The sequence below is a fragment of the Paraburkholderia diazotrophica genome (assembly GCF_900108945.1).
GTDB lineage: Bacteria > Pseudomonadota > Gammaproteobacteria > Burkholderiales > Burkholderiaceae > Paraburkholderia > Paraburkholderia diazotrophica.
On record NZ_FNYE01000003.1, the window covers coordinates 189,340 to 203,660 of the forward strand.

The 14,321-nt window shown below is 61.5% G+C and carries 13 protein-coding genes and 1 pseudogene; 9 read left to right on the top strand and 5 right to left on the bottom strand.

Annotated features, from left to right (window positions below):
• Window positions 1-60 precede the first annotated feature (60 nt).
• Window positions 61-933, top strand: a complete 873-nt coding sequence (locus tag BMW76_RS05620) for a MurR/RpiR family transcriptional regulator (RefSeq protein WP_090863951.1) — start codon at window positions 61-63, stop codon at window positions 931-933.
• A gap of 31 nt (window positions 934-964) precedes the next feature.
• Here BMW76_RS05620 and BMW76_RS05625 read toward each other — a convergent pair whose 3' ends face one another.
• Window positions 965-1,807, bottom strand: coding sequence for an IclR family transcriptional regulator (locus BMW76_RS05625; protein ID WP_090863953.1), 843 nt, complete (start codon window positions 1,805-1,807; stop codon window positions 965-967).
• The gene (locus BMW76_RS05630) at window positions 1,804-2,667 is read right to left on the bottom strand and encodes an IclR family transcriptional regulator (protein ID WP_090863955.1); all 864 of its coding nucleotides are present in this window, start codon (window positions 2,665-2,667) and stop codon (window positions 1,804-1,806) included. The genes BMW76_RS05625 and BMW76_RS05630 overlap by 4 nt, the downstream gene beginning before the upstream one ends.
• A 263-nt stretch (window positions 2,668-2,930) precedes the next feature.
• Here BMW76_RS05630 and BMW76_RS05635 point away from each other — a divergent pair, with 263 nt between their 5' ends.
• The 4 genes from BMW76_RS05635 (at window position 2,931) to BMW76_RS05650 (ending at window position 7,429) form a co-directional block, all read left to right on the top strand.
• On the top strand, window positions 2,931-3,890 hold the full coding sequence (locus BMW76_RS05635) for an MBL fold metallo-hydrolase (protein WP_090863957.1): 960 nt from the start codon (window positions 2,931-2,933) through the stop codon (window positions 3,888-3,890).
• A 49-nt stretch (window positions 3,891-3,939) separates the two neighbouring features.
• Window positions 3,940-5,646 (top strand): FAD-dependent oxidoreductase, encoded by a 1,707-nt coding sequence (locus BMW76_RS05640; protein WP_090863959.1) that lies wholly within the window; start codon window positions 3,940-3,942, stop codon window positions 5,644-5,646.
• 28 nt (window positions 5,647-5,674) lie between these two features.
• On the top strand, window positions 5,675-5,926 hold the full coding sequence (locus BMW76_RS05645; RefSeq protein ID WP_090863961.1) for a DUF2783 domain-containing protein: 252 nt from the start codon (window positions 5,675-5,677) through the stop codon (window positions 5,924-5,926).
• A gap of 159 nt (window positions 5,927-6,085) precedes the next feature.
• The gene (locus tag BMW76_RS05650) at window positions 6,086-7,429 is read left to right on the top strand and encodes an MFS transporter (protein ID WP_090864335.1); all 1,344 of its coding nucleotides are present in this window, start codon (window positions 6,086-6,088) and stop codon (window positions 7,427-7,429) included.
• 4 nt (window positions 7,430-7,433) lie between these two features.
• Here BMW76_RS05650 and BMW76_RS05655 read toward each other — a convergent pair whose 3' ends face one another.
• Window positions 7,434-7,907, bottom strand: a complete 474-nt coding sequence (locus BMW76_RS05655; protein ID WP_090863963.1) for an Lrp/AsnC family transcriptional regulator — start codon at window positions 7,905-7,907, stop codon at window positions 7,434-7,436.
• A gap of 507 nt (window positions 7,908-8,414) precedes the next feature.
• Here BMW76_RS05655 and BMW76_RS05660 point away from each other — a divergent pair.
• Window positions 8,415-9,884, top strand: a complete 1,470-nt coding sequence (locus BMW76_RS05660) for an NCS1 family nucleobase:cation symporter-1 (protein WP_090863965.1) — start codon at window positions 8,415-8,417, stop codon at window positions 9,882-9,884.
• Between the two features lie 273 nt (window positions 9,885-10,157).
• Window positions 10,158-11,084, top strand: coding sequence for a LysR family transcriptional regulator (locus BMW76_RS05665; protein WP_090863966.1), 927 nt, complete (start codon window positions 10,158-10,160; stop codon window positions 11,082-11,084).
• A 327-nt stretch (window positions 11,085-11,411) separates the two neighbouring features.
• Here BMW76_RS05665 and BMW76_RS05670 read toward each other — a convergent pair whose 3' ends face one another.
• Both BMW76_RS05670 and BMW76_RS41780 read right to left on the bottom strand, forming a co-directional pair.
• Entirely contained in the window at window positions 11,412-11,735 is a 324-nt protein-coding gene (locus BMW76_RS05670) for a DUF3331 domain-containing protein (RefSeq protein ID WP_162849230.1), read from the bottom strand.
• 529 nt (window positions 11,736-12,264) lie between these two features.
• Window positions 12,265-12,501 (bottom strand): annotated as a pseudogene (locus BMW76_RS41780) (cupin domain-containing protein); the annotation flags it as partial.
• 360 nt (window positions 12,502-12,861) lie between these two features.
• Between BMW76_RS41780 and BMW76_RS05680 the strand changes: the two are divergent.
• Complete coding sequence (locus BMW76_RS05680; protein WP_090863969.1) at window positions 12,862-14,091, top strand: YbfB/YjiJ family MFS transporter; 1,230 nt, start codon at window positions 12,862-12,864, stop codon at window positions 14,089-14,091.
• A 12-nt stretch (window positions 14,092-14,103) separates the two neighbouring features.
• Window positions 14,104-14,319, top strand: a complete 216-nt coding sequence (locus BMW76_RS05685; protein ID WP_090863971.1) for a hypothetical protein — start codon at window positions 14,104-14,106, stop codon at window positions 14,317-14,319.
• Window positions 14,320-14,321 lie beyond the last annotated feature (2 nt).

The following is a 14,321-nucleotide window of genomic DNA, read 5'->3' on the forward strand; positions in this document are numbered from 1 at the left end:
CACGACACAGCGACGCGACGACATGCCGTTGATTCACCTTCAACCCAAAGGAACGCACGGGTGTCCGCACCGAACCTGATTCCTCATATCCGCAGCGCGCTCGAATCGCTGCGGCCCGCCGAGCGCAAGGTCGCCGACATGGTGCTGTCGGATGTCGACTTCGCGATGCGCGCGAGCATCACCGAGCTTGCGCAGCGCGCGGACGTCTCCGAGCCTTCCGTCACGCGCTTTTGCCGTGCCGTCGGCGCGCACGGCCTGCGCGACTTCAAGATGCAGCTTGCGCAAAGCGTCGCGGGCGGGATGCCGTATGCGTCGCAGGCCGTCGCGCGCGACGACGACACGCAGGCGCTGATTCAAAAGGTCGGCGAGGCGGCCGTCGAAGGCATCATGCAGGCGCGCAGTGCGATCGACCCCGTCGCGGTGAACGCCGCGATGGCCGCGCTGGCGAGTGCGCGCCGCGTGTATTTCTTCGGCGTCGGCTCGGGCTCGGGACTCGTCGCGCAGGACGCGGCGTTGCGTTTCCTGCGCCTCGACATCGCCGCGAGCGCATTTACGGATGGGCATTTGCAGCGCCTGTACGCGGGCCTGCTCGAACCCGGCGACGTCGCGTTCGCGATCTCGCATTCGGGGCGCAGCGTCGAAGTGAACGAAAGCATGCAGATCGCGAAGGAGCGCGGCGCGACGACGATTGCATTGACTAACGTTGGCTCGCGACTCGCGTGGATGGTCGATATTCCGTTGCTGCTGCGCGTGCCGAGTCCCGTCGATCCGAATACGCCGGGCGTGTCGCGGCTCGTGCATCTGTGCGTGATGGATGCGCTCGCGATCGGCGTCGCATTGCGGCTCGAACCGCATACGCTGGAGAAGATGCGCCACGCGAAGGCGCGCCTGTCGCACGAAGCGGACGAGGCCGCCGAGGACGAGCCTCGTTGAGCCTCGTTAGTCAGGCGTTCGTCGTCGATGTTTAGCGATGCACATAGCCGAAGCGCCGCGACAAACGTTGCGTCGCCGCGAGCAATGTTTGCGCGGCGCCGCCCTGGGTGTCGCTGTCGAAGCTCCCCGCCGTGCCCATCAGCGCGATCACGAGCACGATGCTGCCCGTGTGATCGAAGACAGGCGCAGCCAGCGTGTTGATGCCGGGAATCGGCTTGTTGAGCGCGGTGTCGATGCCATGCTCGCGGATCTGCGCGAGACGTTCCGCATACGGCGGCGCGAGCTTCGCCGCGCGCGTATCCGGCGACGCGAAAATCTCCGCGCGCTGCGCACCCGCGAGACGCAGATGATCCTGCGCGAGCAGACCGTGCCGCACATCGTCGGCGACATGGGCGGCGAACACGCGGCCGAGCGCCGTGTTGACGAGCGACATCACCGTGCCCACGCGCAGGCTCACATGCAACGGCCGCGCCGATTCTTCGAGCCGCACGACGGTCGGCCCCAGCGGACCGAGCACGGCCATCGCGACGCTCATGCCCGTCGTCACCGCGAGATCGACGATTTCGGGCTCCGCTTCGCGCGTCGGCGACAGGCGCTGCAATCCGATGAGACCCAGCTCTAGCGCAAGCGGCCCCGCTTCGAAACAGCCAGACGCGTCGCGCCCGAGCAAGCCGACCTTCTGCAAGCTCACCAGATGCGGAAAGGCCTTCGCGGCCGGCATGCCCGCTGCCGCCGCCAGATCGCGCAACGACAACGGCTTGCCCGCCGCGACGAGAGCCGTGAGCAGTTCGCCCGTGCTGTCGAGCGACTGGATGCCGCGCTGCTGTTTTGCGTCGGCAGGGTTAGACGCTTGAGTGTTGATCGCGTCGCTCATGTTGGTTGCGCCACCATATCCGCGCCGATCTCGCGCGCCGCGTTTTGCAGCGCTCGCGCGATCGGCCCTGTCCAGTCCACGTCGATTGCGCCGCTCGGGCCGATCACCGTCAGCGCGAGGCACAACTGGCCAGCGGCATCGAGCACGGGCACGGCAAGACTGCTGATGCCGGGACTCGGCGCGTCGATGCCGCGCTCGATGCCGCGCGTGCGGATCGCGGCAAGCGTCGCGTCGAACGCTTTGCGCTCGGCGGGCGCGACGATGTCGCCTGTGCCGCCCGACTGGTTCGCCCACATCGTCTGCAATTGAGCGGGCGCGACGAACGTGCAGAACACCCGTCCCGTCGACGTGGCCGGTAACGACATCACCGTGCCCACATGCAGGTTCACATGCAGCGGAAAGCCCGCGTGCTCGTAGCGCACGATGGTCGGCCCTTGCGGACCGGCCGTGCAGATCGCGACGCTAAAGCCGATCTCCTCGGCGAGCGCCGCGACGCGCGGCACGGCGGCGCGAAACGCAGGCTGGTTCGCGAGCCGCATCAGGCCGAGCCGCAATGACAGCGGGCCCGGCTCGTAGCGTCCAGAGAGTTCGTCGCGCTTGATGAGGCCGAGCCGCGTGAGGCTAACGAGATACGCGTGCGCCTGGCCCGGCGCGATGTCGGCGGCCGATGCGAGATCGGAGAGCGCGAGCGGCGCACGCGCCGTCGCGAGCGCATGCAGCAGCCGTCCGCCGACTTCGACGCTCTGGATGCCGCGCTGCTGTTTGCCCGCGCCCGTTTCGCCGTCTGCTGCTGCTTTCGCTACCTTGGCTGCCTTGCTCATGCCGCTCACGACGTTCGTGTGCTCCGAAAAAAGGTCCATGTTAAACGAACGCGCGCCTTCGACCGCCGACGATCGCGCCGATCCGGCGAGCGCTCAGGGTAAACGCGAAATTAGCAAATAGCGATACGTTTAGCTATTGACAAATAATCGACAGGGTCTAAGATGGAATCAACCCGACGCGACAGCAACAGCCGCCGGGAATTCCAACCAATGGGGCGAGACAGTCATCCATCAGTGCGCCGGCCGTTTGCATGCGGCGCGCGCCGTCTCGCCCTTCGCCCCATCAATTGACGGAGACGAGCATGGCCAAGGCATTCGCATCGCAAGCCGACCTCGAAGAGAAAAAGATCACGTGGACGCAGCTGTCCGAGAACGCATACGCGTACACGGCAGAAGGCGACCCGAACTCGGGCGTGATCGTCGGCGACGACGGCGTGCTGATCGTCGATACGACCGCGACGCCCGCGATGGCGCAAGACCTGATCGCGAAGATCCGCAGCGTCACCGACAAGCCGATCAAATACGTCGTGCTGTCGCACTACCACGCAGTGCGCGTGCTCGGCGCGTCGGCGTATTTCAGCGAAGGCGCGCAGCAGATCATCGCGAGCCGCGGCACGTATGAAATGATCGTCGAGCGCGGCGAGGCCGACATGAAGTCGGAGATCGAGCGCTTTCCGCGTCTCTTTGCGGGCGTCGAAACGGTGCCGGGCCTCACGTGGCCGACGCTCGTGTTCGAGAAGGAAATCACGTTGTTCCTCGGCAAGCTCGAAGTGCGCATCGCGCATCTGGGCGCGGGTCATACGAAGGGCGATACCGTCGTATGGCTGCCTTCGCAAAAGGTGCTGTTCTCGGGCGATCTCGTCGAGTACGAGGCCGCGTGCTATTGCGGCGATGCGCAGCTCGAACAGTGGCCCGCGACGCTCGAAGCGCTGCGCGCGCTTAACGCCGAGAAGCTGGTGCCGGGCCGTGGCCCCGCGCTGACCACGCCCGAAGACGTGAACAAGGGCCTCGACTATACGAAGGACTTCGTCACGACGCTGCTGCAAAGCGGCCGCGAAGCCGTCGCCGAAAAGCTCGATCTGAAGGCTGCGATGGCGCACACGCGCAAGGCGATGGACCCGAAGTTCGGCCAGGTCTTCATCTACGAGCACTGCCTGCCGTTCGACGTGTCGCGTGCGTATGACGAAGCGAGCGGCATCACGCATCCGCGCATCTGGACCGCGCAGCGCGACAAGGACATGTGGGACGCGCTTCAGGCGTGATGCGTGACTGCATGGACGAAGCACAGAGCAGACGGATGGAGACAGCAGAATGAGCAGCATCGACTACCAGACCTTGTCGTTCGAATACCGGCGCTGCGCCGAACAGGACAACGGCGCGGCGAAGCATCCCGTGATCGTGGTCGGCGCGGGGCCCGTCGGTCTCGCGACGGCAATCGATCTCGCGCAGCACGGCGTGCCCGTCGTGCTCGTCGATGACGATTGCTCGCTTTCGACAGGTTCGCGTGCGATCTGCTTTTCGAAGCGCTCGCTCGATATCTTCGATCGCCTCGGCTGCGGCGACCGAATGGTCGACAAGGGCATCAGCTGGAACGTCGGCAAGGTGTTCCTGCAGGACGAACTGGTGTACACGTTCAATCTGCTGCCGGAGGCAGGGCATCATCGTCCCGCGTTCATCAACTTGCAGCAGTACTACGTCGAAGGCTTTCTGCTCGAACGCGCGCAGTCGCTGCCGAATATCGACATCCGCTGGAAGAACAAGGTGGTCGGCTTGCAGCAGCACGGCAAGCCGGGTTCCGCCGATGCGTTCGTCACGCTGACCGTCGAGACGCCCGATGGCGACTATCCGTTGTGCGGCCGCTATGTCATCGCCGCCGACGGCTCGCGCAGCCCGATCCGCAACATGATGGGACTCGACAGCAAAGGCCGCGTGTTCAAGGACCGTTTCCTGATCGCCGACGTGAAGATGGAAGCGGAATTTCCGAGCGAGCGCTGGTTCTGGTTCGATCCGCCGTTTCATCCGAATCAGTCGGTGCTGCTGCATCGCCAGCCCGACAACGTGTGGCGCATCGACTTTCAGCTCGGCTGGGACGCCGACCCTGTCCTCGAAAAAACGCCCGAGCGTGTGCTGCCGCGCGTGCGCGCGCTGCTCGGACCGGACGTGAAGTTCGAACTTGAATGGGTCAGCGTCTACACGTTTTCGTGTCTGCGCATGGATCGCTTCCGGCATGGCAACGTGGTGTTCGTCGGCGATGCCGCGCATCTCGTGTCGCCGTTCGGCGCGCGCGGTGCTAACAGCGGCTTTCAGGACGCGGAGAACATCGCGTGGAAGCTCGCGATGGTGCTCGACGGCCGCGCGCCGGATACGTTGCTCGACACGTATGCGAGCGAACGCGAATACGCAGCCGACGAGAACATCCGCAATTCGACGCGTTCCACTGATTTCATCACGCCGAAGTCGCCCGTCAGCCGCACGTTCCGTGACGCCGTGCTGAAGCTCGCGCGTCAGCATCCGTTCGCGCGTGCGCTCGCGAACAGTGGACGTCTTTCGGTGCCAGCGGTGCTGCGCGATTCGGCGCTCAACACGGCTGATCGCGACAGCTTCGAAGGCAAGATGGTGCCGGGGACTTCGTGCGCGGATGCGCCGGTATTGCTGAACGGCACGCCCGCCTGGCTGCTCGCGCAAATGGGCGAGGTGTTCACGGGCGTGCTGTTCTGCGACAAGGATGGCATCGACACCGCGACGCAAAGCGCGTTGAACACACTGCACGACGGACCGATTCCGTTGAAGCTGGTCATCGTCTCGTCTGATGACGCGCGCGATTCGATACGTGATCTGAAGGGCGCCGTCGTGCTCGATGATGCCGAAGGTCTCGCGTTCTCGCGTTACGACGCGAAGCCCGGCACGTTCTATCTGATCCGCCCAGACCAGCATGTGTGCGCGCGCTGGCGCACGCTCGACGCGGCGCGCGTCGAAGCTGCGCTCAAGCGGGCATTGTGCGTGGAAGGCGTCGCGTGAATACAGGGAACGGAGCAAGGAGACAACAGTGGCACTCATCACGCAACTCAATCTGACACAACCCGACGACTTCTACGAAGCGCTGATCGACATGCATCGCGACTTCGATGAAGCGCAAAGCCAGGCGGCCAACGCGCAGCTGATTCTGCTGCTCGCGAATCATATCGGCGACCACGCGACGCTGATGGAAGCGATTCGATATGCGCGCGAAGGCGTCGACGGAAAGAATGCGCACGCTGCTGCCGGGCACGCAGCGGACACGCCGCGCGTCGCGGCCTGATCTTTTGATGCGGTTCGCAGCATAAGCACACGCGAGCCGCCGCTTTTCCCGCAGCCTCACAGTTTCACACCTTCACAACCTCACAACACGGCGCAACAAACGCCGGACCCGTTGGGTCCGTTGGACCCGTATTGTCTGGAGATCCTGATGAGTCAGTCCATGAGCCACTCCGTTCCGCATGCCTATGAGCCTGGTGGTTCTGCCGCCACGCAGCACGACGACACGGCGCTTTATCGCAAGGTCACGTTGCGCATCGTGCCGTTTCTGTTTCTCTGCTACGTCATTTCGTTTCTCGATCGCATCAACATCGGCTTCGCGCAATTGCAGATGAAGCACGATCTCGGCTTCAGCGATGCGATGTATGGACTCGGCGCGGCCGTCTTCTATATCGGCTACGTCGCGTGCGAAGTGCCGAGCAACCTGCTATTGGCCCGCTTCGGTGCGCGTCGCACCTTCACGCGGATCATGCTGCTGTGGGGCGCGGCGTCGGTGTGCATGATGTTCGTCTCGCAACCGTCGCACTTCTATCTGCTGCGGTTCATGCTCGGCGTGTTCGAAGCGGGTTTCTTTCCGGGCATCGTGCTGTATCTGACCTACTGGTATCCCGCGCAGCGGCGCGCCGTGATCCTGTCGATCTTCTTCGCGGGCGTCGCGGTGGCCGGTGTGCTCGGCGGCCTCGTCTCCGGCTGGATCATGCGCGACATGGCGGGCGTCATGGGCATGTTCGGCTGGCAATGGATGTTCGCGATCGAAGGCGCGCCCGCTGTCGTGCTCGGACTGCTCGCTGCGTTCTGGCTCGTCGATGGGCCGCAAAAGGCCGCGTGGCTCACGCAGCAGGAGAAGGAGCATCTGATTACACAACGCGATGCCGAGCATCGCCCCGCGAGTTCGCATTCTTCGCGTTCGTTCATCGACGCATTGCGCAACCCGCGCGTCTATCTGTTTGCGTTCATCTATTTCTCGCTGACGTGCGCATCGTTGACACTCAACTTCTGGATGCCGTTGATGATCCGCGATTTCGGCGTGCACGACGTGCTGTGGATCAGCCTGTACACGGTGATCCCCAATGCGATCGGCGCGGTCGGGCTGATTGCCATCGCGCGTCATTCGGACCATCACGGCGAGCGCCGCAAGCATTTCGCCTTCTGCACGATGGGGGGCGGCATTGCGCTGTCGTTGCTCACGCTGCATCTGAGCAGCTTTGCCGCGATGCTCGGCATACTGTCGATTGCCGCCGTGCTGATCTTCGCCGCGCTGCCGATCTTCTGGACCGTGCCGTCCGGTTATCTGTCCGGCAAGCCGGCGGCCGCGGGCATCGCGCTGATCAGCAGCATCGGCATTACGAGCGGCATCGTGAGCCCGTGGGTGATCGGTCTCATCAAGACGCAAACGGGCAGCATGGACAACGCGCTCTATCTGCTGACAGCACTGCTGTTCATGAGCGGCATCGCATTGCTGCGCGGCGTGCCTGCACAGCGCATCGCGGAACAGGCGTCGGCTTGATTTCCTAGACCTGCACCGAGGGAATACTCTTCATGCAACGCAGCGCGAACATCGAGCGGCTGTGTCGAATGCCGGAGATCTTGTAGAGCTTTTCGCGCAGGAAGCGTTCGTAGCCCGCTGTGCCATCGACGGCCACCTTGATCAGATAGTCGTACTCGCCCGAGACGAGGTACGCCTCGAGCACTTCGGGCAGCGTCGCGAGTTCGGCGCCGAAGCGGGCCAGCGCGTCGTCGTCGTGCCGGTCGAGCGTGACCTCGATCAGCACGACATCCGCGAAGCCCAGCTTCTGCTGGTCCAGCAACGCGACGTAGCCGCGGATATAGCCGTCGGCTTCGAGTTGACGCGTGCGGTTCCAGCATGCAGTGGTCGACATGCCGACGAGCTCGGCCAGCTCCGCATTCGACAGGCGCGCGTTCTTCTGCAGCGCGCGCATGATCGCGCGGTCCTGATTGTCCAGCGGGCGGTTGCGGGCTTGCATGATGTGCGTCTGGAAGAATGTTCGGAGAATTCCAATTCTACCGGAACGATATTCCGACTTACGTCCGCCTTTCACGAGGGACAGGAAGCCTATCCCCGTGCATCACCGGTATATTCTTCACCATGTTTCCTTGCCTGCAACGACAGGCGGATAACCCTCCGCCGACGGGAGCCGCGTCATTCGCAAGATGGCGCCGGCAGGGATGGTCAGCGGCGAAACCCACGCTGTGCGACGCGTTCATCGGTCACGGAAGCATTCATCCTCTGCGCGGTTCTCGCGCGGTCTTGCGCGTCTCTTTCCCCGCTTCTATTCGCACGCCTCTTTTTTGGCGTATCGACAGGCGCTTTTATTACGAAAACAATCAACCTATATTGCAGAAACAAAACCTGTCATCGCGGACGTGATTTCAGTCGGGCCCGGCATTGAATCACGCGTGCGCGCCACGTCGCATCGTCAAGTCATGGCGGTCTTCGGGAGACGGCCATGCTTCAACCAGCAGGGGAAGCCATGTCCACGTCACCTCTTTTCGATGCGCCGCACGGTTCCGGCGATTTGGCCGGGCAGGCCGATTCGCGCCTGCATAACCGCGATCTCGCGCCCGTTCCACACGACCGCCGGACATGGACGGGCTATAGCATCTTTGCGATGTGGATGTCGGACGTGCACAGCGTCGGCGGCTATACGTTTGCGGCGAGTCTTTTTCTGCTCGGCATTTCCGGCTGGCAGGTGCTGATCGCGCTGACGGTCGGCATTCTTGTCGTCTACATGCTGATGAACTGGGTCGGCAAGCCGAGCTATATGCATGGCATTCCGTTTCCGGTGATGGCGCGCGTCAGCATGGGCGTGATGGGCGCAAATCTGGCGGCGATGATTCGCGGCATAGTCGGCATCGTCTGGTATGGCGTGCAAACGTACTTCGCGTCCAAAGCCGTCGCGACACTGCTGCTGTTGTTCATTCCTGCATCAGCGGCATTGCGTGAGGTGAGCTTTCTGAAACTCGATGGCCTGGGCTGGGTGAGCTTTCTTTTCATGTGGATCTTCCAGCTCTTTATTTTCCAACGCGGGATGGAGACGATCCGCAAGTTCATCGATTTTTGCGGACCAGCGGTGTACGTCGTGATGTTCGCGCTGATGGCGTGGATCCTTTCGCAAGCGGGGCTTGGCAGCTTGAGCCTGACTCTTGGCGGTAAAACGCTGACGGGCACGGAACAGTTTGTGGGCATGGGTAATGCCATACTTCTCGTGGTCAGTTATTTCGCTGCGTTGCTGCTGAATTTCGGCGACTTCTCGCGTTTCGCAAGAAGCGAGCAGCAGATGAAAGTCGGCAATTTCCTTGGCCTGCCCATCAACTTCATCGTCTTTGCGATCATTACGGTAATCGTCACGTCGGGTAGCGCGAGCGTATTCGGTTCGATGATCATGGACCCCGTGGCAATCGTCGCGCACATCCAGAACAAGGTGGCCGTAGTGATCGGCAGCCTGACGTTTATCGTGGCGACAATGGGCATCAATATCGTCGCCAATTTTGTTTCGCCTGCCTATGATCTCGCCAATCTTTTCCCGAAGCATGTCGACTTCAAGCGCGGCGGCCTGATCGCGTCCATTCTTGCCGTGCTCGTTTGCCCGTGGATTTTTGTCGACAGTCCAAAGGCCATTACGATTTTCGTCAGCGTGTTCGGCTCGGTGCTCGCACCGCTGTATGGCGTAATGATGGCCGACTTCTATCTGATCAAGAAACAGCAGGTGCAAACGGCCGAACTCTATACGATGGCGCCGACGGGTCGTTTCTATTACGACGGCGGCTGGAACAAGGTGGGGGTTGCGGCGCTCGTGCTGTCTGGATGCATCTCCGTAGGTTGGGAGTTGTGCACGCAGTTGCTGCACGTGCTGCCCGAAAACAATTTCGGCTGGCTGATCGGTGCGGTCGCGGGCGCGGTGCTGTACGTGGCAATGATGCGGTTTGCGCGGAGAACCTGAAAGAACGACCGGTACGCGTTCAGAATGACCGTGCACGTATTCGTCCGCGCGAAAGTTCTCCGAGGCGAAATAATATGGGCTCGGGAAAAGCGTTAATGGACCGATTTCGGCGCTAGTTTGTCTTTAGAGGCCGATCGAATTATTCGATACTCAGGTGTCGATTCGTGGCGTGCGCCGATGGCGCGCCACCGTCGCCATATGCGCGCGCGTATATAGCAAGAGCCGCCGAAGCAAACACCCATACTGCTACGACTCTTTCGAACGGACACGAAGATGGACCGGCTGGACGCGTTAAGGCTGTTCGTCGAAATCGCCGAAGCCGGGAGTTTTTCCGCGGCCGCGCGAAAGAGCACGATCTCGACTTCCACAGTCACGCTTGCGCTGCAGAAGCTGGAAGAGGAAGTCGGTGCGCGGCTCATTACGCGCACGACACGGCGGCTATCATTCACGCACGAAGGTCAACGTTTTCTCGACGATGCGCGCCGCGTGCTCGCCGACTGGGATGCCGCAATACTGAGCCTGCGCGACGACGGCCCCTTGAACGGACCGATCCGTCTGACGGCCAGCAACGATTTTGGCCGGACCCGCATCGTGCCATTGCTCGACAAGTTCATGGGCCTGCATCCGCAAGTGCAGGTGTCGTTGCTATTGACGGACGGCGTGGTCGATCTCGTCGATCAGCGTCTGGACCTTGCGTTGCGCAACGGACCTCTGATCGATTCGCGGCTCAAGGCGCGGCTGCTGCTGACGGGCCCGCTCGTCGTCTGCGCGGCGCCGTCGTACTGGACGGCGCACGGCAAACCGATGCACCCGTCGCAGCTTTCTTCGCACAATTGCCTGATATTCGCGCGGCCCGATGGGCCGCTGTCGGACTGGCCGTTCATCATCGACGGCAAGAAGGTGTCGGTGAAGGTATCGGGAAACCGCGTCGCGAGCGATGGCAGCGTGCTGCGCGAATGGGCTGTCAATGGCTATGGCGTGGTCCTCAAGAACCGTTGGGACCTCTATCACGAGCTGATGTCCGGCCGGCTCGAAACCGTGCTGGATGCATTCATCGGTGAACGCGTCGATCTGTTCGCCGTCTATGTGGGCGCGGTGCCGAGCCGGCGCGTCAGCGCGCTGATCGACTTCATTGCGCACGAACTCGCCGTCGACGATGCGCTTGAGCTGCACCCGCTCGACAGCACGCGTCCTCTGTAGCACGAGAGACGTTTCCATTGTGAATTCAATGCAACGGAGGGATGCGGATAGAGATTCCGGGCGTCGTGACATCCGGAATTCGTGTGAAGACGCGAGAGCCCTTATGCAGCGAGGCTTACGCTGTTATCGAGGTAGACGGTGGGAGCATTCATGACGAAAACCGGAAACAGTGTTTCGCCAGAACGCATCGCACGCGCCAAAGAAAACAGCGGCCATCTGGCCGCCGTTGAACAGGAAAGAAGTCAAGCGTATGACACCGACGCAGAAGTATTTAAGTTTCTCCACTTCCTTATATACATCTATGCGCGGACGAATCGACCGTCGAAACTAATCGAGTACGATGCCCCTCGCATAGCCGGGCACTTCCGACGCGAGAATCATTCGATTACGGTTTGCGGGGAAATACGTTTCGCATGCACGCGGACGGAACACAGGATCGCCGCGTCGAATCGGCCTGCCCGTCAGCACGCAAAAGGCGTCCTTGCGCGCGAGGCCGATTCGCCATACCTGATCCGCGTAATGGCCCGAGCGCGGGTCGCTCCAGCACACGCTAAGCGTTTTCGACGATAGAAGTTCGAGAATTGAAATATGCGCGGGCGGCGGTTCCACTTCGACAGGTTCCAGCGCTTCAGGCGGCGGCCGTTTGGTCATGCGGAATTTCTTCTTTGGACCGTATTGCGCTTTTCTGGTCGATTCGAGCGTCGAGGGTGTGGGCATCAAAACGCCCACCAATGCGCGTCGAACAATATCTTCTTCGACCGGACGAGTCATCATTCACCTCCGTCACAGAGTTTGGCTGGCGGCTCGCGATCGCGCGGCCGAGGTGCTGCTGCTGACGTCAACGTTGTTGTACGGTGTGGCTCGCAAGGCAATTTGTTTGACATGCCTGCATGGCGCATCGATACGCGGCATCGATTCGAGGCATCGCTGCGCCATGACTCTATATTGGACGTTCAGACCGCAATACGGCAAGCTAAGCTTCGCCAATCGAGAGGCAATTTCGCCTGATAAGGGATCGGTCGACGCGCGGCAGGAGACGATGAGCGCATGCATCGCAAGCTGGATAAGGCGCGCGCGATTCGATGGCCGATAGCCACTACCAATGGGCAACAAATGCTTGAAGTTTGCGCGTCCCTTGCGTGCTGTTGCTCTGGTTCGATAAGTCAAATATGCGCTTGACCTACTTCTTGTCCCGCGTCACGAGACTCTTATCGTTGTCGTCCGCGACAAAGATGGCAAGCAGCTTCGCAGGCCTGGTCTTGCCGGCGTTCTCGCTGACCAGATGGTGACCCGACCGGCGCCTCCGTCCAGCTCTCACTCGCGTGATACACGCGCTCTTCGCCATCGACGGGATCGCAGTCATGGTCTTGCCGGGCACGTTTGCAATGGCTGTCCGGAACGCCGGGCTGATGTGCTCCTGCCGCCACGAATGCCCTGCGCATACGAACGTGCGTTTATAACCAAGACCATAAAAATCGTAGTTTTCGAGAGTGAACGCTCTGCTGGAACTGCTAAAGCAACATCGCGCGTGCCACCGTTAACGTATGAAAGCCTCGTAGCCGGCCCTTTCCCATATAGCGAGATTTTGGTCTCCGTTCATCGCAATCGATCTACGGTTCGATGTGATGGATGCTGCTGTCACATTCCGCTTGCGATGTTTGTCACAAGTGTCTAGAATTCGCATCATTGACATTTAAGTCAAACATAGCGAGCGGCTCGTTCTCCTCCCTGGAAAACTGTCACGCAGCGCGCGGCTTCAAGCGGAACACACTTCACCATGTCTACAGATGCATCTCTCTCATCGACGGCTGACACAGGCCGTGTCGCCGTATGGCGACATATCTTTGCGGGTTTCAGTGCGAGCCTCGTCGGTATCGGACTCGCGCGCTTTGCCTATACGCCGCTCATCCCACCGCTGATTCAAGCGCACTGGTTTGCGGCATCGGATGTCGTGTATCTCGGCGCGGCCAATCTCGCCGGCTATCTGATCGGCGCGTTGCTCGGACGTCCTCTTGCGCATCGCGTGACGAACACGTCGGCATTGAGAGCGATGATGTTGCTCGTTACGGCGGCGTTTCTTGCGTGTGCGTTGCCGGTATCGGTTGCGTGGTTCTTCTTCTGGAGATTGATGTCGGGCGTGGCAGGCGGAACGATCATGGTGCTGGTCGCCGCGACCGTGCTGCCGCACGTGCCTGCAGCTCGCAAGGGGCTTGCCAGCGGAGCGATCTTCCTCGGACTCGGCGTCGGCATTGCAGCGTCGGGCACGATCGTTCCTTTGCTGCTCAACCTCGGCTTGCAGAACACGTGGATCGGCATCGCTGCCTTGTCCGCCGCTCTCACATTGGCGACGTGGCACGGATGGCCGTCCGCAAGGCACCTGTTGCACGCTTCATCGGTGTCTCACACTGTGAAGACGCGCGAGCCTTCGACAGTCCGCGTGCTTTACGTCGAGTACGCATTGATGGCGCTCGGCCTCGTTCCCACCATGGTCTTTCTCGTTGACTTCATCGCGCGCGGGCTCGGCGCGGGCGCGCATATCGGCGCTTCGTACTGGATTCTCTATGGCGTGGGCGCGATCTTCGGCGCGCCTGTATATGGATTCGTGGCAGACCGCCTGGGCGGACGTTTCGCCATCCGCGTGCTGTCGCTGCTGCAAGTCATGGCGGTCGCGGCGCTGGCGATGTCGAGCAACAGACTACTGGTCGGCGCGCTCACGCTGCTGGTCGGCAGCTATCCGCCCGGTATCGTGCCGACGATGCTCGCGCGCATCCACGAAGTCGTGCATGACCACGGCAAGCAGCACGTGGTATGGAGCCGGGTGACGACGACCTTCGCAGCATTTCAGGCGATTGCGGGCTACACGTATTCGGCGATTTTCAACGCGAGTGGCGGCAATCATCGTTTGCTGTTTGCAATCGGCGCAGTGGCGCTGATGTTCGTTGTCGTCGCGGACTGCGTGGCGCCGTGGCTCGGGCGAGAGCCTGAACAAAACGGAAGCGTCACATAGTGGCTTTCACGTATGTCACTGTTGTTCTTCAAAGCGCCGTCGGTCGAATCGTCTAAAAAGGATGGCGAGTCGGTGTGGGTTTTCTCGCAATCGCTGATCGAATGCCTGCTCAAGGCGGGTGCTTTGCTCGCGTTGGGCTTTTCGCGTGCATCGCGCGCATCACACATGGCAGTGATCGCGTGGAATGTCGTCAGCGAATCTTCTTCCAATACCCTCGGGCAACGCTAAAC

Bases quoted from the DNA above. Each gene is read 5' to 3' on its own strand.
- BMW76_RS05685 (WP_090863971.1), top strand. From the start codon at position 14,104: ATGTCACTGTTGTTCTTCAAAGCGCCGTCGGTCGAATCGTCTAAAAAG.
- BMW76_RS05665 (WP_090863966.1), top strand. From the start codon at position 10,158: ATGGACCGGCTGGACGCGTTAAGGCTGTTCGTCGAAATCGCCGAAGCC.
- BMW76_RS05625 (WP_090863953.1), bottom strand. From the start codon at position 1,807: ATGAGCGACGCGATCAACACTCAAGCGTCTAACCCTGCCGACGCAAAA.
- BMW76_RS05660 (WP_090863965.1), top strand. From the start codon at position 8,415: ATGTCCACGTCACCTCTTTTCGATGCGCCGCACGGTTCCGGCGATTTG.
- BMW76_RS05655 (WP_090863963.1), bottom strand. From the start codon at position 7,907: ATGCAAGCCCGCAACCGCCCGCTGGACAATCAGGACCGCGCGATCATG.
- BMW76_RS05635 (WP_090863957.1), top strand. From the start codon at position 2,931: ATGGCCAAGGCATTCGCATCGCAAGCCGACCTCGAAGAGAAAAAGATC.
- BMW76_RS05670 (WP_162849230.1), bottom strand. From the start codon at position 11,735: ATGACCAAACGGCCGCCGCCTGAAGCGCTGGAACCTGTCGAAGTGGAA.
- BMW76_RS05680 (WP_090863969.1), top strand. From the start codon at position 12,862: ATGTCTACAGATGCATCTCTCTCATCGACGGCTGACACAGGCCGTGTC.
- BMW76_RS05650 (WP_090864335.1), top strand. From the start codon at position 6,086: ATGAGCCACTCCGTTCCGCATGCCTATGAGCCTGGTGGTTCTGCCGCC.
- BMW76_RS05640 (WP_090863959.1), top strand. From the start codon at position 3,940: ATGAGCAGCATCGACTACCAGACCTTGTCGTTCGAATACCGGCGCTGC.
- BMW76_RS05630 (WP_090863955.1), bottom strand. From the start codon at position 2,667: ATGGACCTTTTTTCGGAGCACACGAACGTCGTGAGCGGCATGAGCAAG.